The sequence below is a fragment of the Streptomyces sp. NPDC000983 genome, assembly GCF_040299205.1.
Taxonomy (GTDB): domain Bacteria; phylum Actinomycetota; class Actinomycetes; order Streptomycetales; family Streptomycetaceae; genus Streptomyces.
On record NZ_JBEPBM010000053.1, the window covers coordinates 1 to 22,359 of the forward strand.

Genomic DNA, 22,359 nt, shown 5'->3' on the forward strand with positions numbered 1-22,359 from the left:
CTTGCGGACCGGACGCGGCTCGATCCCCTTGGGCCGGTTGGCGCCGGAGTTCACGGCCTGGAGGTCGAAGAAGAACGCCTGGATCATGTTCTTCGCCGTCTGTCCCGCGGCCAGTTCGACGAAGTAGCGGGATTCGATGACCTGCGCGGTCTCGAAGTCGACCTGCGCGCCTTCGACAGCGGCGGCCAGGATGTTGCGCGGCGCCGGATAGGGCGCGCCGTTCAGTTGCTTCTTGAGGTTGGCGGGGAAGGCGGGGAGGTGGCCGCCGCGTCCGGCGCCGTTCCGGTCGCGGCCGGCCTCACCTCGCTCACCGTCCGCTCGACGCGAGGAAGCGGCCGGCGTCCTCGATAGCGCGGACGCTCTCGAAGGAGCCGCCGCCGTCGCAGGGGATGACGGCGCCGGAGATGTAGGACGCGGCGGACGACGACAGGAACATCGCCAGGTCGGCGATCTCCTCGCGGGTCCCGAAGCGGCCCAGCGGCACACTCCTGACCGACCGGTCCCCGGTGGGGTCGTCGCCGGGCGAGAGCCGCGCGAGGCCCTCCGTACCGGCGATCGGTCCGGGTGCGATGGCGTTGACGCGGATGCCCCTGCCGCCCCATTCGAGGGCGAGCACGCGGGTCAGCTGGTCGACGCCCGCCTTCGCCGCGCACACATGGGCCTGGTAGCGCACGGGGATCGACGCCTGGGGCGCGGTGATGTTGATGACCGAGGCGCCGGGCGCCAGGTGCTCGAACCCGGACCGCATCACATGGAAGGTGCCGTTCAGGTCGATGTCCACGACCACCTTGAACCCGTTCGAGGAGAGGTCGTTGACCTCGGCCAGGAAGTTGCCGGCCGCACCGGAGACCAGGATGTCCACCGGCCCCCACTCCGAGGCCACGGCGTCGAACACCGCCGCGACCGACTCCATGTCGCGCACGTCGGCCACGAAGCCGCGGACCGGGCCCCCGTGCGTGCCGAGCCGCTTGACCGCCGCGTCGACGTTGTCCTGCTTGCGGCCGGCCACCGCCACGGAGGCGCCTCGCGCGGCGAAGGCCTCGGCGATGCCGAGGTTGATGCCGGAGGTACCTCCGAAAAAGACGGCCGTCCTGCCGGTGAAGTCGAACTGGATGTCCATGCGCATGTCTCCCTAGAGGGCTTCGACGAGACCCACGACCGCCGCTGAGAAGGCGCGCCGCGGTGACGGAAGAGTCAGTCAACCTGACAAAATAGTCAAGTATTGAGAGAGGGGAGTGCGTCGAAGCTTTGCCGCTCAGTGGGCGAAATGCGCTTGTCTGGAGTGGGTGATGCGGCAGCCAGGTGTGCGCGGGTGTGTATGTTCATTCATCTGCGATGACGTGCTGGCCCGTTGTCAGGCCGGGCTTGCGGCAGTCCGGTAAGTCAAATGGTCAGGAACAGCGCGCTGTGATGCGACTCACCTGACAGAATTGTCGAATGCCGGGATGCGATGACTGGGCGTGCTTCCTCGCTGCGGCTCGGCTCGGCTCGGTTCGGCTCGGCTCAGCCCGCGGCCGGGCCGCCGGTGGCGGAGTCGGCCCAGTTCTCGTCGGGGGCGCCGCGCAGGCCGATGGCGGAGGCCCACAGCCGGGACAGGTGATCGACGACCGCGTCCTCGTCGTACGCCTCGGCGAGGGTGTCGAGCACATGGCCGACCTGTTCGACCATGGAGCCCAGCGCGATGGCCGTGAGCCGGGCATCCAGCCGCGGGTTGGCCAGCCCGGCGTCCTGGAGCCGCTTGATGCCCTCCGTGCTGCGGCCCACGTAGAGCTCCCGGATCTCCAGGACCATCTGCCGCAACTCCTTGTCGGTGGCCGCGCCCTGCTCCACGATCCGCACCACCTTGGACGCCTGGTCCCAGGCGCGCAGGAAGCGGCGGTTCGATTCCACGAGCCGGGTGTACGGGTCGTCTGTGGTGTCCGGGGTGACCAGGCTGGAGGTGAACATCTCGCCCGCGACGGACCGCAGGACGTTGTGCAGCAGGTCTTCCTTGGACTCGAAGTACGTGTAGAACGTCCCGTACGAGACGCCCGCGACCTGCACCACGGCCTCGGGGCTGAAGCCCGACCAGCCGTCGCGCTCCAGGACCTCCCGGCCGGCGAGGATCAGCCCGTCGCGAGTGCGCCGACCGCGTGTCGTGGTCGGCATCTTCGGGGCGGATTTGGTCCTCGGGCGTCCCATGCGCCCATCATGGCACGCCTCGGACGGGGGTCTGCGACAGTGGACCGGTTCGGGTTCTGCCTGGTCAGAGCTGTTGCCTGAGCCGGTGCCCCAGCCCGTGTCCGTGCTGCTCGGGGGAGGCGCGAGCCACCGCGCGGCCTACCCCTGCCCCTGCCCCGTACGCCGCGCGAGACGGTCCCGGAGCCGGCTCAGCCGGTCGATCTCGGCGTCGATGGCCGCCAGCCGCAACTGGACTACGGCGGAGGCGGGAGAGGAGTGACCGCTCTGCGCGCAGGACCGGTCCGGTTCATCGGCCAGCAGATGGATGCGGTCCGCGATACGGCGCAGGTCCTCGACGGTGAGGCCGAGGCCCAGCAACTCCCTGATGACGCGGATGCGGGTGATCTCAGCGGCCCCGTAGCTCCGTTGGCCTGCGGCTGTGCGTGCCGGCGGAGGCAGCAGGCCGCGCTCCTCGTAGAACCGCAGGGCCCGCGGTGTCGTCCCGGTTGCCGCCGCCGCGTCCGAGATCCGCATGTCCGCCTCCGTCTCGCTCCGAGTCCCGCCCGCCGTACGGTGCGTCAGTGGGCCGGCAACTCCACCACGACCGTGCCGAAGTGCCGCCCCTCGAACAGTTCCTGCAACGCCTCAGGGGCGCGTTCGATGCCCGGAACGCGGACGTGCGGAAACGAGATCTCGCCGGAGCGCAGCCAGGCGCCGAACCGCTCGGCCCATTCCTCCGGTACCTCGGGGTGGTCGGTGCCGCTGTAGCCGCGCAGGGTCATGCCGTGCGTGACCACCCGGTAGGAGTCGACGAGGGCCGGCGCGCTGCCGCCGCCCCGGTCCGGCGACAGCTGTCCGGCGACCGCGCCGACCAGCGCGAACCGTGCGCCGCGGCGTGCCGCCATGACCGCCGCGGTCAGCTGTTCACCGCCCACGTTGTCGACCACGACGTCGATGCCCTCCGGGGCCGCTTCGCGCAGTTGCTCGGTGAGCGTGCCGGGCCCGGCGCCGGGCACCACGACCGCGTCATAGCCGACCTCTTTCAGCAGTCGCTCGGCCTTGGCCGTGGATCGCGTGCCGCCGATGACGCGTCCGGCACCCAGGAGTGCGGCGACCGGACCCGCCAGGCTTCCCACCGCCCCGGCCGCGCCGGTCACGAACACCGTGTCCCCGGGGCGGACTTCGGCGATCCGGGTGAGCGCCCCGTAGGCGGCCGACCCCGACGACAGGTGCGCCACCGGGTCGGGCAGCACCTCGCCGGTCGGGCTGCACCGCTCCGCGTCGAGGAGCGCGTGCTCGCGCCAGCCGAGCAGGTGGGTGACGGAGTCCCCCGGGCGGAAGGGCGTGCCCGCGCCGACGGCGACCACCACTCCCACGGCGGGCCCGAACAGGTCGTCACCGGCGTGGACCGCGGGCAGCGGTACGCCCTCGACCTCCCCGCCGATCAGGGTGCGCAGCCCGGGGAAGACGAGGAAGTACTGGTTGCGCACGAGGACCTGTCCGGGGCCGGGCGCGGTCAGTGGTTGCGTGACGAGGGCGAAGTTCTCCGGCTCCGGCAGCCCCTTCGGAGCGGTGGCGAGCCGGATTGTGCGGGTGTCAGCGGGCAGGTCGGCGGGCATGCGGGGCTCCTTCGGCGAGGACTCGACCGGACGCCGCGGTCGACGGCGCGCCGACGCTAACCCCTGACGTGCACGTCAGACGCAAGCCGAAGCCGACGGACACACTGCCGGCCCGGACGTCGGTTCCACGCGTGGAAGAGGACTCCGCCCAGGGTGGTGATGCCGTAGGCGCGAAGGGCGCGCCACTCGCCCTGGGACCCTACTGTCGTCCATCGGTCCCGCGGGCGGGGGCACGGCGGCGGCCCATGACGACGGCCTCGCGGTCATGAGCCACTGTGCGCCCGCCGCTCTCAGTCGGACTTCTCGGGGCCCTCGTCGGTCACGGCTGCCGGTGCTTCGGCGTCGGAGGCGGTGTAGAACACGGACTTGCCCTGCTTGTGGCGCCGGGCGCCGTCCTTGGCGACCAGCCCTTCGAGCGCGGTGCGTACGACGGTCGCCTTCATGGTGCGCTCGGGGTGCTCCTGTCCCAGCGCGGTGGCGATCTCCGCGGCGGAGCGGGGTTCCTGCTGGCCCGCCAGGTGGGCGCGCACCAGGTCCACCAGCGTGGGCGCGGGCGTGGAGGCCTTGGCCGGGGACTTGCGGGTGGCCTGCTTGCGGCTCGCGGGGCCGCTCTTGGCGGCCTTCGCCGGCTTGCTCGGCTTGGAGGTGCTCTTGCGGGCGGCCGGCACCACGGCGGCCGCCGCCGGCTCGGTCACGGCGGTGATGCCGAGGGCCTGCTGGACCTTCGTCAGCACCTCGTGGTCCTGCTTCAGCGCGGCCAACTGTTCCTGAAGGGCGGCGATTTCACCGCTGACGCGTTCCTGCTCCTTGAGGTTGCGCTCAAGGTCACCGATGACCTGGGCACTGTATTGCGAGGTCAACTCGGAGGCTGCGGCCGTGATTTCGGCCATGGAGCTCACATCCTTCCTCGGCGCCGCGAACGATGGGTCGAACCTGCGGCGTGTGCGAACACTAACGAGTGTGCGCTTCTGCCAGGTGCGTTATGAGGAGAAGCGGTTACTGGCGCACAGCATCTCGCAGTGATGGTACGAAGGTTACCTGTGCGTGTCTGTGCCGCATGGCCAGGATTGTTCGCCCGGGTTACCGAGGGCACATATGTTCCGCCTCGGGGCGAGGGTGTCGCGGGTGGCGACCCTGGTGGCGGGAGGGGCCCTACCTGCCCTTCCGCGGTACGGCCGCCGGGATTCGTTCCAGCACGCCACCTGCGAACACGTCGTACAGCGGCAGGGTCTCCAGGTGTACGTAGCCGATGTGGCAGTCGCACACGGCCAGCGGACACGGGCGCGGGCGCAGTGCTGCGCGGTAGGTGCCGTCGTACAGGTTGCCGAGTTCGGCGCGGACGAAGTGGCAGCGGCGCACGGTGCCTTCGCCGTCGACGGAGATCACGGACTCGCCGGTGCGGCAGGGCAGTCCGGCGCTGGTGTGCGGGGTGCGGCTGTAGGGGAACAGCGGGTCCAGCGCGGTCCACTGCTCGGCCTCGGCGTCCTCGTAGCTGTGCCCTTCCGCCGCGTTGATCCACAGGTAGACGTGGTCGGGGAGGCCGTCGCGCAGACGGCGGGCGGCCGGGAGATGGTCGGGCAGGCCGACCACGCCGACGCTGTAGCGGACGCCGCGTTCGGCGAGGTCGCGGCACTTGGCGAGGAACCGGTCGTAGGGCGTCTGGCCCGGGTGGTAGGTGCACCACAGGGCGAGCGTGTCGCGGTCCGCCGAGTCGAGCCAGTCGGTGCGGCAGCTCAGGTTGGTCTGGATCGCGACGCGCCGGATGTGCGGCAGGTGGGACAGCTCGGCGAGGGTGTCGCGGTACCAGGAGCGGACCAGCCCCTCCCCCCACGGGGTGAACAGCAGGGAGAGGCGGTCCTCGGTCTGCCGGGCGGCCCAGTCGGCGAAGCGGTGCAGGGCGGCCCGGTCGGCGCGGAGCTGGGTGGTGGAGTCGCGCCGCTTGGCGAACGGGCAGTAGGGGCAGTCGTAGTCGCAGGAGGCGAGCGGGCCCCGGTACAGGACGGTCAGATCCATGACGGGCCGCTCACTTGCGCTCGTAGGCGGCCATGGCGGCGCGCACGGCGGGGGAGAACAGCAGGGGGCCGATGGCGTCGGAGTGCGCGAGTCCCTCGGGAGTCAGCCGCAGGCGGCTGTCGGTGGGGTCCGCCAGCCAGCCCCGTGCTGCGAGGCCGTCGAGTTCGCCGCCGAAGTCGTCGCCGGGCTCGGCGCCGAACCGGGCCCGGTAGTCGCCGGTGTCCAGGCCGTCGGCCTGGAGGAGGGACTGCAGCAGGTGCCGGCGGCGTGCCTCGTGGCCGTCGACGCGGTAGCCCACCGCCGCGTGGCCGAAGTCGGTGGTGGCGACGTAGTCGTCGATGATCCCGCGGATCTCGTGCATGCCCACGGCGTAGTCGAACGAGTAGTGCAGCGCGGAGGTGTACGAGCGGGCCCCGCAGCCGAGGCCGATCATGCCGTCCGTCTGGCAGGCGTAGTCGTCCGCGCCCTGCGGTGGGGCGTCGGCCCGGCGGAACATCCGCATCGACTGCTGGACGTAGCCCCGGGCCAGCAGATGGTCGCGGCCCGCGCGGTACAGGCGCAGCCGCTGCTCGTCCCAGGCGGGGTCGGGGCCGCCCGCGTCGGGGCGGTGGCGGTTCAGGCCGGTCAGGGGGCGGATGTAGAGCGGGTAGAGGTACAGCTCCTCGGGCCGCCAGGCGAGCGCCGCGTCCAGCGAGCGCAGCCAGGTCCGCTCGGTCTGGCCGTCGATGCCGTAGATGAGGTCGATGTTCAGCACCGGGACGGACGTGTCGCGGATACGGCCGAGGGCTGCCTCGACGTCCGCGCGCCGCTGCGGGCGTACGGCGGCCCGCGCCTCGGAGTCGACGAAGCTCTGCACGCCCAGGCTCAGCCGCGTCGTGCCGCGCTCCGCCAGGACGGCGAGCCGGTCGGCGGTGGCCGTGGCGGGCGAGGTCTCCACCGACAGGGGAACCGCGCGCAGATCGGCGCCCGTCCCGTGCTCCGCGATGTCGCACAGCCGCTCCAGCTCGCGCGCGGTGAGAAAGGTGGGGGTGCCGCCGCCGAACGCCGCCGTGGCGAACCGGACGCCGTCGCCGAGGGCCTCGCGAACCGCCCCGGCCTGCCGCTCCAGCGCGTCCAGGTAGGCGCCGGTCAGGCCGTCGGGGGCGCCGATGCGGGTGAAGAGGTTGCAGAAGCCGCAGCGCACCTCGCAGAACGGGATGTGCAGGTAGAGGGAGAGCGCGCTCTTGTCCTCCGCCGCCCACAGGCCGCTCAGCGCGGGCCGGTCGTCCAGCGGACGGTAGGCGGTCTTGTGCGGGTAGGCGTACACGTAGTGCTGGTACGGACTCGTCGACGGGCCCGCGACGGCCGTACCGGTGCTCTGCCCGGTGGTCGTCGCGGCGGTGGTCGTCGGGCTGGTGCTCATCGCGTGGCCTCGGCGGGGTCGAGGAAGAAGTGGGCGTAGGGCACGGTCCACACGGACTCGTGGCCCAGGCGGTGGCCGGTGTAGCCGTCGTCGCCGTAGGCGGTGCCGTGGTCGGAGCAGACGATCGCGAAGCAGCGGCGCCGCGAGCTCATCGCGTCGAAGAGGCGGCCGATGTGCCGGTCGACGTACTCCAGGGCCGCTGCGTGGGTGGCACGCGTGTCGCCCGCCTCGCGGGTGGCGCCGGGCAGATGGAACCAGTTCGGCTGGTGCAGCGCCGAGACGTTCACGAAGAGGAACAGCCGCTGCTCGGCGGGGAGTCCGGCGACGATCCGCTCGGCGCGGTCGATCTGGTTCTCGAAGGACCGGGGCGAGGTGACGCCGAACTCCGGCTCCCAGTACGACTCCTGGAACAGTCCCGGCAGCACCGAGCCGAGCGGGCCCTGCTTGTTGAAGAAGCCCACGCCGCCGACGCACGCCGTGCGGTAGCCGGCCTTCGCCAGCCCGCTGACGAGGTCGGGCGTGTCGTAGACGAACGTGCCGTCCGCGGTGGTCTCACTGCCCGCGAACGTCGCCGCGAACAACCGGGGGTGCGGACCCGGGGCGGCCGGAGTGGGCAGGAAACCGGCGAAGATCGCCTGGTGGGAGGCGTAGGTGAAACTGCCCGGCGCGTGCCGCTTCTCCCAGCGCCCGCCGGGCAGCCGGCTCGCCAGATGGGGGATGCGCCCCGCGGCCGCCAACTCCTCGGCCACGTCGTGGCGCAGGGTGTCCAGGGTGACGAGGAGGATGTCGTGATCGCCGACGACGTCGTTCATGTCGGGCTCGGTCATGCCGTGTTCCTGTTCGCTACGAGTACGGGTGCGGCCTGGGCGCCGCGCGACGGCGGGCCCGGCGTGCGCGGAGCGCCCGGCGGGGTGTCCTGGGGCCGGGCGGGGGAGCGCGGGGCACCCAGCCAGGTGTCCTCGGGCCGGGCCCGGGCGCGCAGGACCGCCGCCACCTGCGCGCCGTAGGTGTCCAGCCCTTCCGCGCCACTGCCCGGCAGGCCGGTCAGACCCGGCAGCAGATCGCCGAAGGCGTTGACCTCGCCGACGAACGACCGGCGCCAGCCGACGGCCGGCAGCAGGTCCACGCCGACACACAAGGTGCGCGGGAAACACGCGGCCGCCCGCTCGCACACGGCCAGCACCTCGGACCAGCTCCCGCCCGCCGCCGTGACGGCGTCACGGGCCGCGTCGAGATCACCGCGGCGGCCGCCCAGATGCAGGTTGGTCAACGGCGTACGGCTGGTGCGCACGACGGCGTGGGTGGCCCGCCCGCCCACCACGACCACCCGGAGATCCGCGGCCCGGCCCTCCTGGGACGCCTTGGGTACCCACCGTTCGAGATGCAGCCCGTCGGGCGCCAGGGCGTCCACGACCGCCGCGATCTCCCGCTCCCGCTCGTAACGTCGCACCTTCAGGGAGTTGTGCAGCCGGCCGTCCGCGGTCAGCTCGACGGAGGTCGTCGCCCTGATCCGCCCGCCGCCCGCCTCGACGGCGAGCACCCCGGACGCCGACGAACCGTGGGCGGGCTTGACGAACAGCCGCGACATCCGGTGCTCGCGCATCAGCGCCCGTACGTCGTCCCAGCCGCGCACCGGCGCCCCCTTTGGCCCCGAGGTGGGGGAGGAGGGCACCGGAACGCCCGCAGCGTCCAGTACGGCGTGGCAGCGGCGCTTGTCGAAGAGCACGGCCAGCTCGCCCGGATCGTCCAGCCCGACCCCGCCGCGCAGGGTGCGCGAGGCGGCCGTGAACCCGGCGTACCAGCGCGCCGAGCCCTCCACCCGGGTGGGCTCGAAGGCGCCCCGCAGCATGCGGTCCACCTCGGGCTCCTCACCGGGGGAGTCGACCCGCACGTACTCCTCGGGCGCGAAGTCCGCTCCGCCCGCGCCGAGGACGTCCGCCCACGGCACCACGCGCGGGCCCGGCAGTCCGGCGGCGCGCACCGCGTCGGCGAACAGCGACACCCGCCGGTTGCCGGGGTTCCCGACCACCGCGAAGCGCACGCCGTCCGCGGGGTCCACGCCGCCCGCGCTCACTCGCCCACGGCGACGTAGCGCCAGACCGTGCCGTCGTCCTCGGTCTCCTCCTCCGCGTCGTCCCGGTCGAGGTCCACCTCCACACCGGCCGTCTCCAGCGTCCGGCGCACCCGCTCCTCGACCGCCTGGCTGAGGTAGTGGTGGTGCAGGTCCAGCTTCTTCAGGTGGGACAGCGGCTGCCCGCTCAGCAGCGCCACGGCGCCCTCGTCGGTCAGCACGCCCATGGACAGGTCCAGCACCTCCAGGCGGGCCACGACGGGCGCGGCGGCGACGGCCGCGGCCACCGCGTCCTGCATCTCGCTGTTGCGCAGGGCCAGGTGACGCAGGTTCGGCAGCCGGGCGCCGGACAGCAGCGGCTCCAGGTCGGCGGCCTCGCTGTCGCCGCCGTAGTCGGGGGTGCCCAGCCACAGGTCGAGGTGGACCAGGGCGGGCAGGTCGCTCGCACCGATGCCCCGCACCACCGCGGCGGGCAGACCGCCGCTCTCCACCACCAGCCGGCGCAGCCCCTCGTGGCGCAGCGCCTCGAACCCCAGGCCCGAACCGCCGCGCACACCGAACTCCTCCAGCCCGGGGAAGCCGGCCAGCAGCGGGGTGACATCGGTCTGGTGGATCCAGGAGATCTCGCACTCCTCCATCACCAGGTCGCCCAGGAACAGCGCGCGCAGCGCGGGCAACCGGTCCCGGGCGGCGAGCAGCACCCTGATGACCTCGGAGGGGTCACTGTCGTAGGCCTCCTCCCAGGCACCCACGATCAGCGCCCGCACCCGGGTGGTGTCGACGGCCTCGCAGAACCGGGCGAACGCCGCCGGCCAGTCCTCGGCGGCGTCGTACACGTCGGCGCCGATCCGCCAGGCGACGGACTCCGGCTCGGGCAGCTTGTCCGTCGGGTCGCCGGGGCCGGGGAAGGCGTACGCGGGCAGCCGGTACAGCTCTTGCAGGTGGTCACCGATGGTCATGCGGCTGCTCCTGAGGCGAAAGAGGCGTGCGGTCCGTGATGCCGCAGTTCTACCAACCGCCACTGACAGCGTCACAGGGAGGGGCCGCTTCGGGGGCCGACGGCGGGGGCGTTGTCAGTGGCCGCCTCTACGGTCGTGGTCATGAGGCCGGTGCGCGGTGCACCCGGCGGTGAGGGGACAGCCATGTACCGGCAGGGAGACGTGCTGATCGTGTCCGTGGAGGAGAGCGCGGTACCGGACCATGTGGCGCACGCGCCCAGGGAGCGGCGCGACGCACGCGGCCGGCTGGTACTGGCGCTCGGCGAGGTGACCGGGCACGCCCACGCGGTCGTGGGACCGGGCGAGTTGGTGCGCGAGCCCGGACCGTTCGGTCCGCTGCTGCTGCACCTTCCGCAGGGCGGCCGGGTGGTGCACGAGGAGCACGCGGCGATCGCGCTGCCCGTCGGCTGGTACCGGGTGATCAGACAGCGGGAGTACGTGCCGGGCTCGGTCCGCATCGTCGCCGACTGAACGTGGAACAGCGCAACCTCATGGAGGGGCAGATGACGACCATCGAGACCGACGGCGGCACCGACGGGCTGGGCGCCTGGCGCGCCCGCGCCACGGCCACCGTCCCCGCCGACCGGGCCCGCGCCGAACAGGGCGTACGGCGCGCCTACCGGCAGGCCGGACTGGCCGAGCCGGAGACCGTGCTGTGGGCGGACTCCCCGCGCGCGGCCGTCACCCTGATCCGGCAGCTCACCGACCGCGGCCCCAGCGTCCGCGAGGAGGTCCGCAGCGCCCCCTGGGCCCGGGAACGCCGCCGCCTGCACGACGAGTTGGGCGCCGAGGGCTGGTCCGCGCACTGGGCGGCGACCGGCGGACGGCTGTGGGAGTCCACCCGGGCCCTGGTGGACCGGATCAGAGCCGGAGTGCTCCAGGACCTCGTCGGACGGGACACCGGCAAGGAGGCCGCCGAGGTGCGGGTGCTGCTCCTGGACGCGGTGCTCGGCCAGCACGACGCACCCTGGCTGGCCGCGTTCCCCGCCGACGACGGCCCGCTCGGCGCACTGACCGAGGTGTGCGCGGGCGCGGGCTGGTGGTGGCCGTTCGCCCGCGTGGCTGTGGTGTCGGAACGCCCCGTGGAACTCCACCGCGACGAGGCCGGCCGCCTCGACAACGGCGACGGCCCCGCCCTCGCCTACCCCGACGGCTTCGCCCTGCACGCCTGGCGCGGCATGCCGGTGCCGGCCGGCTTCCTCGCCGAACTGCGCTCGCTGACCCCGAGCCGCATCCGCGAGGAGGAGAACGCCGAACTGCGGCGCGTGATGCTGGAGTACTACGGCTACGACCGCTACCTCGGCGACTCCGGCGCCCGTCACCTGCACCAGGACGAGACGGGCACCCTGTGGCGGATCGACCTGCCCGCGGACGAGCCGGTCGTCATGGTCGAGGTGCTCAACTCGACACCGGAGCCCGACGGGACCCGGCGCACCTACTGGCTCAGGGTGCCCCCGTCTACCCGGACCGCGAAGGAGGGTGTCGCCTGGACCTTCGGGATCGGGGCGGAGGCGTACGCGCCGCTGAGGGAGACCTGAGACGGGCCCTCAGAAGCCGCCCCAGCCGAGGTCGGCCGTGCAGGACGCCTTGTCCGTACGCTCGGCCGTCACGGTGAGGCGTGAGGCGTCGGAGGGCAGGTCCCCGCTCGGCGCCTGCCCTTGGCCGGGTTCGGACAGCGTTCCCGCGTCCACGGTGCGCCCGTCGACGGAGACGGACCAGCGGACCCGCGCCACGCAGTCGCCGCGGAGGACCATCGTCCCGCGCAGCTCCCGCGTGAACTTCCCGGCCCCGAAAACGAACACCGTCCGCACCTTCCCGCCCGCGGGCACGCGCCATTGGTGCTCCGTGGTCTCGCACACGGCTTCGCCGCCGGACGACCCGCATGCGATGACCTCCTTCGGCTTGTCCCCCGACACGTAGGTGAGGGACAGGGGGAGGAACGCCACGACCGCGCCCACCATCAGGGCGGCGGTTGCCAGGATGCCCGTGCCGAAGAGGACATTGCGCAGGCGGCCCGAGCCCGCCCGACGTGGACTCGTCCTGGCGGCTTGGACGGAGGCCGGCCGCCGCGCGGCGGGGTCGGGCGCCTTCTCCGGTGTCGCCCGGACCGGAGGCGGCGCCGGGAGCGGAACATCGGGTGGTGACGGCACCCTGTCCGTGTCGGCGGCCTCGTCTGTGTCCGTCGGCCGTTCGGCCGGTTCGTACGACTGCCCGAACCCTTCGATCAAACGGCTCAACTCGTCGTCACGCGCGGCGAGTTCGTCCTGCGCGGCCACCAGCCGGTCGGGCGCCGCTGTCTCGCTCTCCTCCCACAGCTGCTCGGTCTCCCGCACGCTGTCGCGCAGTTGGCCGATCCTGAGACGCATGGCGTCCGCGTCCCGGACGCTCCCGCCGCGGTCCTCCACCTTCTCGTCGTCCAGCGCCTTCAAGGTGGCGACCTCCGCCCGGGACTGCTCCAGGGCGTCCTGGATCTCGGCCAGGACGCGTACGTGCGTCAGGGCGACCGACACCTGGAACGCGTACCTCGCCAGGTCGGCGAGGCGATCGGCGCCGGGCAGGGCGCGATGGGGCGGCACATGGACCTCGAGCGCACCGAGCGGCCCCTTGTCGCGACCTGGGAGGTCGGCCAGCACACGGCGCCCCTCCTGACGCAGACCGCTCAATTCCGAGGCGAGTCCCACCATGAGATCGGCGGGCGCGTCGTCCAGTGGCGCGCCGTGATCGCTGTGCGGTACGAGCCGGCCGTCCTGGTCGGCGAGGTGGATGCGGGCGTAGCCGTACCCGAGCCCGGTCACCACCCCGTCGAGAGCGGTCCGGCAGATCTCCTTCTCGTCCCCGCCGGCCTGCGCGGACCGGTGCAGCGCCTCGATCAGCTCGTCCACGCGCACCGCCGGATACGGAGTGTGGGCCGCGTTCACGGCGAACGGCAGCCGGCCGACGCTGTCGCGGTCGAGGGAGCGGGACTCGGGCCGCCTCGCCTTCAGCAGACGTGTACGCAGGTGGAGGGCGACGGTCGACAGGTCGAGAATCTCGGGCCCGTGCTCCACGCCCGCCCCGAGCAGCTCCACCAGGGCGCCGGTGAACGCCGTGTAGTCCTCGCCCGGGGGTGAGACCGCCACGTCGGTGGGGCCCGCCGCGGCCAGGATGAACGTGCCGTCGATCCCCGCGATGCCCATCAGATCCGCGCTCTGGGTGCCCATCGCGGCGCCGCTGTAGCAGCAGTCCAGGATGACGATCCGGCGCGGGGCGCGACAGTTGTCCACGGCCTTGCGCACCCATGCGTAGGGCACGGCGTCGATGTGGGCCCGCATGGGGCTGCCCGTGGTGGTCGAGACGGCCAGGTGGAGCCGGAGTTCGTCGTCCAGGATGCCGTGGCCCGAGTAGTACACGACCAGGGTGTCAGTCGCCGCCTCCGCCGCCATCTGGATCGCTCGTCCGACCGCGGACATGTCCGCGCTGTCGACCATCGTGACGCAGTGTTCCCGCGGCAGCCCCCACAGCGATCCCGTGAGCATCTCTTCGAGGGTGGTGACACCGTTGCGGACGGCGGGCAGGTCGCCGAGACCGCTTCCGAACCTGCTCGCGCCGATGAGCACCACGCGTGACCCCTGCGGGTCGGGCAGGCCCTGCCTGCCGTCGGCGGAGGGCCTCACCGGCATCCCTCGCCGTCCAGCAGTCCCTCCAGGAGCTCGCGGGCCTGGTCCGCGGAGGCCCCGGTCACGCTCACCGAGCTGCCGTCCGGGCGGCTCACCGTCACGGTCGGTCCGTTCGGCCGGGTGGCCCGCCACTGGACGACGGCCACGGCGAGCTGGGCCGCGCTCAACCCGGCGCCCAGCGTCAGGGCCAGCGCGTCGAACCCCGGGCCCTGGCTCCCCGGCACGGGCGGCGCCGTCGACGTCATCGTCACGGTCGCCGTGCGCCGCACCGAGCGGTCCGCCCTGAGCCAGTCGTACAGCGAACGCAACTGCGCCTGGTCAAGGGCGTGTTCGTCGCCCACGGCGATGGTGATGCGCATGTGTTTCCCTCCCCCTCCGGACGACGCCGGAATGCCGCCAAAGCCTAGGGACGATCAGCGGAGGGAAACACGCGGAATGAAGGGAACGAGCGGGAATGCCATCAAATGCCATGGCCCGGTGCCGCAGTGGTCACTCCGGGGCCTCCATCCAGTGCACGCACTTCAGCTCCTGCCCGCGCAGCTCGTACTTGAGGCAGATCTGGGCCCGGATCACGGGGGGCTGCTTGTCCCGGTCGTGGAACTCCGTGATGACCCGGTCGCCCTCACGGGTGGAGACCGCGATCTTCCGGCTGGTGTCGATGCCCAGCATCTTCTCCAGTGCCAGGCTCGCCAGGGCGTACTTCTTCGCGGCTTCAGGGTGGTTCCTGAACACCTGCGTGATCTCGCGGAAGAACGCGGTGTCCGTCTTGGTGTCGTACTCGGTGGCAGTCACGGCCATCTCCTTGAGTGGCAGTGTCGGAGAACACCCCTCTCTCCAGGCTGCTACTTCCGTGCAGGGCACGCCACTCGGGGCACGGCACGGACCGAGGGAGCCTGAGTGACCGACCGCACGCCCTGACCGTACGGCGGGCTTGATAGCCTCCTGGAGCCAGTCGAGCCACACCTTGAGGCCAGGGAATCCGGTGCGAATCCGGAACTGACGCGCAGCGGTGAGGGGGACGGGCGGGGCACGACGCCACTGGGAGACCGGGAAGGCGCCCCGACCGGACGAACCCGAGTCCGAAGACCTGCTGGCACCTTCGCGCCCCGGCGCGGAGGGACTCCGTAGGCCAGGCTCCGCGTACGAGCCCCGACCCCCGAGGCATGCCCATGCACCGCACCACCCCCGTCCTTCTCCTCGCGTCCGCCCTGCTGTTCACCGGTTGCGGATCCTCGACCGGGGACGACACCAAGGCCCAGGAGACCGCCGCCGGTTACCCGGTCACCCTCGACAACTGCGGTCACGAGGCCACCCTGAAGTCCGCGCCCAAGCGGGCCGTCTCCCTCAACCAGGGCACCACCGAGATCCTGCTCTCCCTCGGCCTCGCCGACCGCATGGCCGGCACGGCCACCTGGACCGACCCGGTCATGAAGGGCCTGGGCCCGGCCAACGCCTCCGTACCGCGCCTCGCCGACAACAACCCCTCCTTCGAGAAGGTCCTGGACGCCGAACCCGACCTCGTCACCGCCTCGTTCGTCTCCACCCTCGGCAAGGGCGGCGTCGCCTCCCGCGAGCAGTTCGAGGAACTGGGCGTGCCCACCTACGTCTCGCCCTCCGACTGCGCGGCCGGCAAGGACAACGACAGCGGCGGCGACGGCTCGCGCAGCGAACCCCTCACCCTGGACACCGTGTACGGCGAGATCCGTGACCTCGCGCGCGTGTTCGGCGTCGACGAACGCGGCGAGAAGCTGGTCGCCTCGCTGGAGAAGCGGGTGCGCACGGCCACCGCCGGACTGGACGCCTCGGACGTCACCCTCATGTACTGGTTCGCCAACTCCCAGTCGCCCTACCTCGCCGGCTGCTGCGGCGCCCCCGGCGCCATCACCCGAGCCGTCGGCGCGCGCAACGCCTTCGACGACACGCACGAGGAGTGGCCCCAGATCGGCTGGGAGACCGTCGCCGACCGCGACCCCGACGTCATCGTCATCGGCGACCTGACCCGCAGGCAGCAGACCGCCGAGACCGCCGAGGCCAAGATCCGCTTCCTGGAGACCAACCCCGCCACCCGCAACCTCACCGCCGTGAAGGAGCAGCGGTACGTGCTGCTGAGCGGGCAGTCGATGAACCCCTCCATCCGCACGATCGAGGGCATCGAGCAGGTGGCGGCCGGTCTGCGGGACTTCGGGCTCGTCAAGTGAGTTCCCGTACCCTGCTGTTGACCGGCGGCGGTCTGGCCGCCCTGCTCGCCTCGGTCGCCGTGGCCGTGACCATCGGCCCCGCCGACATCTCCACCGGCGATGTGTGGGCCGCCGTCGCGGCCCATCTCGGCCTGGGGGAGAGCACGTTGGCGCCGCTGAGGGACGGCATCGTGTGGAACCTGCGGATGCCGCGGACCCTGCTCGCCGCCGTCTGCGGGGCGGGGCTCGCGGTGTGCGGGGCGGTGATGCAGTCGCTGCTGCGCAACCCGCTGGCCGACCCCTTCGTCCTCGGCGTCTCCTCCGGCGCGTCCACGGGAGCGGTCGCCGTGGTCGTGCTGGGCGTGGGCGGGGGAGCGGTGTCGCTGTCGGCGGGCGCCTTCCTGGGCGCGCTGCTCTCCTTCGCGCTGGTGCTGTTCCTCAGCCACACCCTGGGCGGCAGCACCGACCGGGTCGTACTGTCGGGCGTGGCGGCCATGCAGCTGTTCTCGGCACTGACCTCGTTCACCGTGATGACCTCGGCGGACGCCGAGACCACCCGGGGCGTGCTGTTCTGGCTGCTCGGCTCGCTCACCGGCGCCGACTGGGGGCAGGTGCTGCTGTGCACGGCCGTACTCGCCGTCGTCCTGGCCGTCTGCCTGGGACACGCCCGCACCCTGGACGCCTTCGCCTTCGGCGACGAGGCCGCCGCCGGACTCGGGGTCGGCGTCGCCCGGGCCCGGCTGGTCCTCCTCTGCGCCACCGCGCTGCTCACCGCGGCCCTGGTCAGCTGCGTCGGCGCGATCGGCTTCGTCGGCCTGGTCCTCCCGCACGCCACCCGCGCCCTCACCGGCGCCGGCCACGCCCGCCTGCTGCCGGTCACGGCCCTCACCGGGGCCGTGTTCCTGGTGTGGGTGGACACCCTCGCCCGTACCGTCCTCGAACCCCAGGAGGTCCCCGTGGGCGTGGTGACGTCCCTCATCGGCGTGCCCGCGTTCGTCGCGGTCCTCTACCGGGGAGGGAGGCGCGCATGACCGGCCTGCACGCGGACCGCGTCCGGCGCCGTATCGACGGAACGACCGTTGTGGACGGCGTCACCCTCGCCCCGTGCCCCGGCGAGACGGTCGGCCTGCTCGGCCCCAACGGGTCGGGAAAGTCGACGCTGCTCAGACTCCTGGCCGGGGTCCTCGCGCCCACCTCGGGCGTCGTCACCCTCGACGGGCGCCCGCTGCCCGAGGTCGGCCGCCGGGCCACGGCCCGCCGGATCGCGACCGTCGAACAGCACTCCCACACCCTCACCGAGCTCACCGTCCGCGAGGTCGTCGCCCTCGGCCGCATCCCGCACCGGCGCGCATGGACGACGCCGACCGCCACGGACACCGACGCCGTCACCGAGGCGCTCGCGCGCACCGGTCTGACCGGCCGCGCCGGACAGTCCTGGCACACCCTCTCCGGCGGAGAGCGCCAGCGCGCCCAGATCGCCCGCGCACTCGCCCAGGCACCCCGCGAGCTGCTCCTCGACGAACCGACCAACCACCTCGACATCCAGCACCAGCTGGACCTGATGGAGCTGATCGTCGGCCTGCCGGTCACCTGCGTCGTCGCGCTGCACGACCTCAACCTCGCCGCGACGTACTGCGACCGCCTCCTCGTCCTCGGCGACGGCCGAACCGTCGCCGAGGGCACCCCCACCGAGGTCCTCACCCCCACCCTCATCGAACAGGTCTACGGCGTCCGCGCCGAGGTCAGCCACGAGCCCGGCCACCCCGTGATCCGCTTCCTGCGCCCCGCCGCCCGGAACGCGTCACCGGCGACGGAAGAAGGGAAGAGCGATGTCCCGAAAGCGAGTTGAGGGGACCGGCATCCCACGCCCGTCCACCGGGTCGGCACCGTGCCGGGTCGTCGTCTGCCGGGACTGCTGCTGCGGCACCCGGAAAGTGCCCGGCGTGGACCACGAGGGGCAACTGGCCCGCCTGGCGCAGGAGGTGCCGGTACGTGTCGCGGACTGCCTCGACGTGTGCGAGCACGCCAACGTGATCGTCGTCCAGCCCTCCGCGGCCGCCCGGGCCGCCGGCGCCCGCCCGGTCTGGCTCGGACTCGTCAACGACGCCGACGCCACCGAGGACATCGTCACCTGGGTCAGGGACGGCGGCCCCGGCGTCGCTCCCTGCCCCGACATCCTCGACCTGTACGCCTTCACCCCGCCGAGGAGACAGCGGTAGCGCCTGCCGCGAAACTCGGTGGATTCCGCCTCGCGGCACACGCACAATCCCCGGGGAACCGACCCGGAGAAGGGCTGCTCGCTTGGACGTGTTCGTGTGTGCCGGGTGCGGTACGGAGCTGACGGCACCGCTGTCCCGGGTCGCGCTCCCCGTCCACACCCACTACGGCGCCTGGGAGGAGCTCCATCCCCCGCTGATGGAGCCGGGGACGTACGCCGTCGAGGCCCGGCCGACCGGTCCGCCCTGGCGGCTGTGGGAGGACGTCGACGAGGAGACGGCCGCCAGGCAGGGCGTGTACACACCCGTGTACCGGGTCTCCTTCGGCGCGCGCGACCGGATCGTCGTCGCACCCGGCGACTCCCGGTCCATGACGTGGATCCCCGAGCGGTGCGAGGGGTACTGCCGGGGTGTGGACGGCAGGGACGGCCCGAACCTGGCGTGCGGGACGTGCGGGCTGGCCGTGGCGACGCGCATGGACGACTGCGGGCTGTGGCAGGCGGTCTGGCTGGAGCCCGACGCCGTCGAACGCCGCCCCTCGGGCCTCCCGACCGTTCCGGCCCCCTGCTGGGAGGACGTGGAGCGGCCCGAGCACCGGGTCCCGCCCCTGGAGGCCGACGGTTCGTGCAGCCGCCGCTGGGAGGCGGCCCTCGGGGTCGCGCTGGCCCACCTCGTCGTGGCGACGATGGGCCGCCCGGTGACCCTTCCGCCGGGCCCGGTCACCGAACTGCTGTCCCACGCCGTCGGCCGGTACCTCCCCGCCGGGCCCGAACCACGCTCGCTGGCGCTCGCCGGCCCGGGCGTCGCCGTGACCGGCCCACGCCCCGACGTCCTTCTCGTCCCCCGCCACCCCCTCACGGGCGATCCCTGGCGTCCGCCGGGCGACGAGGGCGCCGTCGTGCCGCTGGACAGCGGCGTCTGGGCGTACCTCGCCGACCCGCACGACATCTCACCCATGCCCGCCACCGGAGTGCTCCCCGAGGGCGTCCTGCGCGACGACTACCCCGTGCCGCCCCGGCCCCTGTACCCGCCGCAGCCCCATCGCTACGCCTTCCAGCTCACCCTGGCCGGAATCCCCGCCGCCCGCGAACTCCGGTCGAGCCGAGCCGAGACGGGCTGAACGGGCGGGGACGCGGAGACCGGCCGCCGTCAGCGTGTCATTTCGAAGAGCAGGGCGACCAGCATGTACAGGGGCATGGACAGGGCCACTACCAGCCCGGCCAGACAGCCACAGGTGGTCAGGCGCGCACTGGTCCTGGCGTAGTCGTCGCTCCTCGCCAGGCCGTCAGTCCTCGGCGGGCAGGACATCGGTGACCTTGCCCTTGGGGTCGGCTGTGAGATATCCCGAACCGTAGTCGTCGGTGAGGTAGACGGCCAGTTCCAGTGGGTCGTCGAGGAGGTCCCAGGCGGGATTGACCACGACGTAGCGGTTGGTCGGCTTCGGCACGTTGAGGTCCTTCTCGGCCCGCTTCAGCAGCGCGGGGATGACGTCCCAGTCGAGATCGTCGAAGGTGAACGGGTGTCTGCCGCTGCCTATCTTGCGGCTGATGATGCCCTTCTCGACGCCGCGCCCGGGGAAATAGGTGTAGCTGTCCATCTTGGTTTCGCTGTCCTTGACCATGATCTCCACGGACACGTACTCCGGGTAGATGGTGAGGCTGCCCGCACGGTTCGTGCCGGTCGTCGCCTCGATCTCCGCGAGCGCACCACGGATACCGTCCGGGGTGAGCAGTCCGTTCTCCGCATCGCTCGCGACCGGCGAAGCGGAACGGGACGTGTCGGGCGTCTTGGGTGTGCTGGACGCCTTGGACGTCGGATCCTTCGGGGCGGACGACGATGAACCGGAAGAACCGGAAGCCGAGTCGCGTTCCTTCGCGTCGCCGTCCGGCAGCAGGTTCCACACCAGCACCCCGACCAGCACGGTTCCCACCACCGACGAGGCGACGGCCAGGCCGCGCTTCGAACGGCCCTCCGGCCGCAGCGGCGTCGGCCGGGTGAGGTCGACCGGTGGCGCCTGGTACGGGGAACCGGCGGGCGTGCCGAACGGTCCGGGCGGTCCGAAGCCGGCCGGCGGCGGCCCGAAACCTGCCGGTGAGACGGGTGAGGTCGTCGCGGGCGCCGGGCCCGGCGGGGGCGCCAGCGGATACGACGTCGTGGCGCTCGCAGGGCCGTTGGCCCCGTCGCCGGCGCTCTCGGCCGTCGCGAGCATGCGGTCGGCCGCCGCGGTGTCCGGGCGCCGGGCGGGATCCTTGACGAGCATGGCGTCGAGGAAGGCGGTCAGCGGGCCGGACCGCTGCGGCGGCGGAAGCTCCTCGCTCAGGAGCGCCGCCAGCGTCGCGAGGGTGGTCCCCCGGCGCAGCGGGTGATGCCCCTCGACGGCGACGTACAGCATCATCGCCAGCGACCACAGGTCGGAACCGGGGCCGCCCTCGCCGCCGGAGATGCGCTCGGGCGCCATGAAGTCGGGCGTGCCGATGAGGGAGCCGGTTGCGGTCAGGACCGTCGACTCCCTGATCGCCGCGATGCCGAAGTCGGTGAGGACCGGACGGCCGTCGGGCCGCAGCAGCACGTTGGCGGGCTTGACGTCCCGGTGCTGGATGCCGACGTCGTGCGCGGCGTTGAGCGCGGCCAGCACCTCGCGGCCGATCCGGGCGGCGGCGACGGGCGTCAACGGGCCCTGTTCGAGCCGGTCCTGGAGGGAGCCGCCGGTGACCAGCTCCATGACGATCCACGGGTAGGCGTATTCGCCGCCGTCGACGACATGGTGGATGGTCACCACATTGGGGTGGTCGACCCGGGCGAGGGCCCTCGCCTCGCGCAGCACGCGGGCGCGGAGCAGGGCCGCGGCCTGCGGATCGTATTCGGCCAGACCCGGATCGGAGGGCCGGACCTCCTTCAGCGCCACGGCCCGGTCCAGGACCAGATCGCGCGCCCGCCACACCATGCCCATACCGCCGCCGCCGAGCCGGGCCTCCAGCTCGAAGCGCCCGTCGATGACCCGTCTGCCGGATTCCCCGTCGCTCATGGGCTGGAGCCTACGAGATGCCGGTGACACTCCCGTTCCGAGGTGCCGTTGCGGGGGAACGGATTCCGGCCGAGGTTCCGTCCGGCCACCCGAACGCGGCTATATTCCCGCACACGGTCGACCAGGATCACGCACGGGTGCTGTGCGGCCGTGACCGCACCACCGCAACCGCGTCGCCCACCCTCAGGAGAGTCACCGATGCCCCGATCCACCTGGGCCCACCAGCTGCGCCGTACCGGCGTTCTCGGCGCGGTCGCGCTCACCGCCGTCGTCGCCACCGCGGGGTCGGCGGCGGCTCACGCGGACGTCGAGGCGAAGGGCGCCCGAGCGCTCGACCAGAACGCCGAACTGGTCTTCACCGCGGCGTCGGAGTCGGCCTCCGCGGGGATCAGCAAGCTGGAGGTGGTCCTGCCCGAGGGCATCAACCCCGAGGACATCACCTACGAGAGCGGCCCGGACGGATGGGAACTGGCCGCCACGAGCCGCGGCTACACCGTCTCAGGACCGAAGCTGGCGGTCGGCACGGACGTCGAATACGTCGTGACCGTACGGCAGTTGCCCGACACGAAGACGCTGATCTTCAAGACCCTCCAGACCTACAGCGACGGCCAGGTCGACCGGTGGATCGAGGAGGAGGAAGAGAGCGGCGGCGACGGCCACGGGCACGGTCACCCCGCTCCCCGGCTGGAGTTGAAGGCCGCCGCGCCCGGCGCGGAGTCCGTGAGCCCCACCCCCACCGAGGAGCCGACCAGTGCCGCCCCCTCCGTCGGCCCCGCCGCGGGCGGCACCCCGGACCAGGAGTCGGCGACACCCGCGGCCGACGCCGGTCAGGACGACGACGGTATGTCGGTGGCCGTGCCGATCGGCATCGGTGCGGCGGTGCTCGTCGCGCTGGCCGGCGGCTGGTGGTGGTTCCGCAGCCGCAAGAGTGCGGACGTCTGAGCCGGCAAGGGCGCGGAGGCCTGAGCCGCAAGGGTGCGGAGGCCTGGGCCCGCCCTCCGGGGCGAACGTAGGATCACCGC

General features: G+C 72.6%; 22 protein-coding genes, 1 pseudogene and 1 riboswitch. Of the genes and pseudogenes, 8 read left to right on the plus strand and 15 right to left on the minus strand.

Annotation, left to right across the window (positions count from 1 at the left end; genetic code table 11):
• The 11 genes and pseudogenes from ABT296_RS34585 to ABT296_RS34635 all read right to left on the minus strand — a co-directional run.
• Nucleotides 1-261 (minus strand): annotated as a pseudogene (locus ABT296_RS34585) (3-hydroxyacyl-CoA dehydrogenase); the annotation flags it as partial.
• Between the two features lie 46 nt (nt 262-307).
• Nucleotides 308-1,120 (minus strand): SDR family oxidoreductase, encoded by an 813-nt coding sequence (locus ABT296_RS34590; protein WP_351933410.1) that lies wholly within the window; start codon nt 1,118-1,120, stop codon nt 308-310.
• 383 nt (nt 1,121-1,503) lie between these two features.
• Nucleotides 1,504-2,181, minus strand: coding sequence for a TetR/AcrR family transcriptional regulator (locus ABT296_RS34595; protein WP_351933412.1), 678 nt, complete (start codon nt 2,179-2,181; stop codon nt 1,504-1,506).
• Between the two features lie 138 nt (nt 2,182-2,319).
• The gene (locus ABT296_RS34600) at nt 2,320-2,694 is read right to left on the minus strand and encodes a MerR family transcriptional regulator (RefSeq protein ID WP_351933414.1); all 375 of its coding nucleotides are present in this window, start codon (nt 2,692-2,694) and stop codon (nt 2,320-2,322) included.
• Nucleotides 2,695-2,738: 44 nt separating this feature from the next.
• Nucleotides 2,739-3,779 carry an MDR family NADP-dependent oxidoreductase gene (locus ABT296_RS34605; RefSeq protein WP_351933416.1) on the minus strand — a complete coding sequence of 347 codons (1,041 nt, stop codon included), beginning with the start codon at nt 3,777-3,779 and terminating at the stop codon, nt 2,739-2,741.
• A gap of 290 nt (nt 3,780-4,069) precedes the next feature.
• Nucleotides 4,070-4,669 carry a hypothetical protein gene (locus ABT296_RS34610; RefSeq protein ID WP_351933418.1) on the minus strand — a complete coding sequence of 200 codons (600 nt, stop codon included), beginning with the start codon at nt 4,667-4,669 and terminating at the stop codon, nt 4,070-4,072.
• 262 nt (nt 4,670-4,931) lie between these two features.
• The gene (locus tag ABT296_RS34615; RefSeq protein ID WP_351933420.1) at nt 4,932-5,792 is read right to left on the minus strand and encodes an STM4011 family radical SAM protein; all 861 of its coding nucleotides are present in this window, start codon (nt 5,790-5,792) and stop codon (nt 4,932-4,934) included.
• A 10-nt stretch (nt 5,793-5,802) separates the two neighbouring features.
• Nucleotides 5,803-7,194, minus strand: coding sequence for an STM4012 family radical SAM protein (locus ABT296_RS34620; RefSeq protein ID WP_351933422.1), 1,392 nt, complete (start codon nt 7,192-7,194; stop codon nt 5,803-5,805).
• Nucleotides 7,191-8,006, minus strand: a complete 816-nt coding sequence (locus tag ABT296_RS34625; protein WP_351933464.1) for an STM4013/SEN3800 family hydrolase — start codon at nt 8,004-8,006, stop codon at nt 7,191-7,193. Before ABT296_RS34625 ends, ABT296_RS34620 begins: the two co-directional genes overlap by 4 nt.
• Before the next feature lie 11 nt (nt 8,007-8,017).
• A complete protein-coding gene (locus tag ABT296_RS34630) occupies nt 8,018-9,253 on the minus strand; it encodes an STM4014 family protein (RefSeq protein WP_351933424.1) in 1,236 nt (411 codons plus the stop codon).
• Between the two features lie 11 nt (nt 9,254-9,264).
• Nucleotides 9,265-10,224 carry an STM4015 family protein gene (locus tag ABT296_RS34635; RefSeq protein WP_351933426.1) on the minus strand — a complete coding sequence of 320 codons (960 nt, stop codon included), beginning with the start codon at nt 10,222-10,224 and terminating at the stop codon, nt 9,265-9,267.
• Nucleotides 10,225-10,407: 183 nt separating this feature from the next.
• Between ABT296_RS34635 and ABT296_RS34640 the strand changes: the two genes are divergently transcribed.
• Together ABT296_RS34640 and ABT296_RS34645 are read left to right on the plus strand one after the other, a co-directional pair.
• On the plus strand, nt 10,408-10,734 hold the full coding sequence (locus ABT296_RS34640) for a DUF8820 family protein (protein WP_351933428.1): 327 nt from the start codon (nt 10,408-10,410) through the stop codon (nt 10,732-10,734).
• 32 nt (nt 10,735-10,766) lie between these two features.
• The gene (locus ABT296_RS34645; RefSeq protein WP_351933430.1) at nt 10,767-11,801 is read left to right on the plus strand and encodes a DUF6745 domain-containing protein; all 1,035 of its coding nucleotides are present in this window, start codon (nt 10,767-10,769) and stop codon (nt 11,799-11,801) included.
• A 9-nt stretch (nt 11,802-11,810) separates the two neighbouring features.
• Here ABT296_RS34645 and ABT296_RS34650 read toward each other — a convergent pair whose 3' ends face one another.
• From ABT296_RS34650 to ABT296_RS34660, 3 genes are all read right to left on the minus strand, one after another.
• Entirely contained in the window at nt 11,811-13,922 is a 2,112-nt protein-coding gene (locus ABT296_RS34650; protein ID WP_351933432.1) for a caspase family protein, read from the minus strand.
• Complete coding sequence (locus ABT296_RS34655) at nt 13,913-14,278, minus strand: effector-associated constant component EACC1 (RefSeq protein WP_351933433.1); 366 nt, start codon at nt 14,276-14,278, stop codon at nt 13,913-13,915. The genes ABT296_RS34650 and ABT296_RS34655 overlap by 10 nt, the downstream gene beginning before the upstream one ends.
• A gap of 130 nt (nt 14,279-14,408) precedes the next feature.
• Nucleotides 14,409-14,717 carry a hypothetical protein gene (locus tag ABT296_RS34660; protein ID WP_351933435.1) on the minus strand — a complete coding sequence of 103 codons (309 nt, stop codon included), beginning with the start codon at nt 14,715-14,717 and terminating at the stop codon, nt 14,409-14,411.
• A gap of 134 nt (nt 14,718-14,851) precedes the next feature.
• Nucleotides 14,852-15,028: riboswitch (cobalamin riboswitch) on the plus strand.
• Between the two features lie 54 nt (nt 15,029-15,082).
• On the opposite strand from ABT296_RS34660, the gene ABT296_RS34665 reads away from it, so the two are divergent.
• The 5 genes from ABT296_RS34665 to ABT296_RS34685 all read left to right on the plus strand — a co-directional run bounded on the left by ABT296_RS34665 (nt 15,083) and on the right by ABT296_RS34685 (nt 19,432).
• Nucleotides 15,083-16,117: an ABC transporter substrate-binding protein gene (locus ABT296_RS34665; RefSeq protein ID WP_351933437.1), complete on the plus strand. Its 1,035-nt coding sequence runs from the start codon at nt 15,083-15,085 to the stop codon at nt 16,115-16,117.
• Complete coding sequence (locus ABT296_RS34670; RefSeq protein WP_351933439.1) at nt 16,114-17,127, plus strand: FecCD family ABC transporter permease; 1,014 nt, start codon at nt 16,114-16,116, stop codon at nt 17,125-17,127. The genes ABT296_RS34665 and ABT296_RS34670 overlap by 4 nt, the downstream gene beginning before the upstream one ends.
• Nucleotides 17,124-17,945 (plus strand): ABC transporter ATP-binding protein, encoded by an 822-nt coding sequence (locus ABT296_RS34675; protein WP_351933441.1) that lies wholly within the window; start codon nt 17,124-17,126, stop codon nt 17,943-17,945. Before ABT296_RS34670 ends, ABT296_RS34675 begins: the two co-directional genes overlap by 4 nt.
• Nucleotides 17,926-18,315 (plus strand): (2Fe-2S) ferredoxin domain-containing protein, encoded by a 390-nt coding sequence (locus ABT296_RS34680; protein WP_351933442.1) that lies wholly within the window; start codon nt 17,926-17,928, stop codon nt 18,313-18,315. Before ABT296_RS34675 ends, ABT296_RS34680 begins: the two co-directional genes overlap by 20 nt.
• Before the next feature lie 88 nt (nt 18,316-18,403).
• Nucleotides 18,404-19,432 (plus strand): hypothetical protein, encoded by a 1,029-nt coding sequence (locus ABT296_RS34685; protein WP_351933466.1) that lies wholly within the window; start codon nt 18,404-18,406, stop codon nt 19,430-19,432.
• A gap of 165 nt (nt 19,433-19,597) precedes the next feature.
• Here ABT296_RS34685 and ABT296_RS34690 read toward each other — a convergent pair whose 3' ends face one another.
• A complete protein-coding gene (locus ABT296_RS34690) occupies nt 19,598-21,337 on the minus strand; it encodes a serine/threonine-protein kinase (protein WP_351933444.1) in 1,740 nt (579 codons plus the stop codon).
• Between the two features lie 198 nt (nt 21,338-21,535).
• Here ABT296_RS34690 and ABT296_RS34695 point away from each other — a divergent pair, with 198 nt between their 5' ends.
• The gene (locus ABT296_RS34695) at nt 21,536-22,279 is read left to right on the plus strand and encodes a DUF1775 domain-containing protein (protein WP_351933446.1); all 744 of its coding nucleotides are present in this window, start codon (nt 21,536-21,538) and stop codon (nt 22,277-22,279) included.
• Nucleotides 22,280-22,359: the final 80 nt, after the last annotated feature.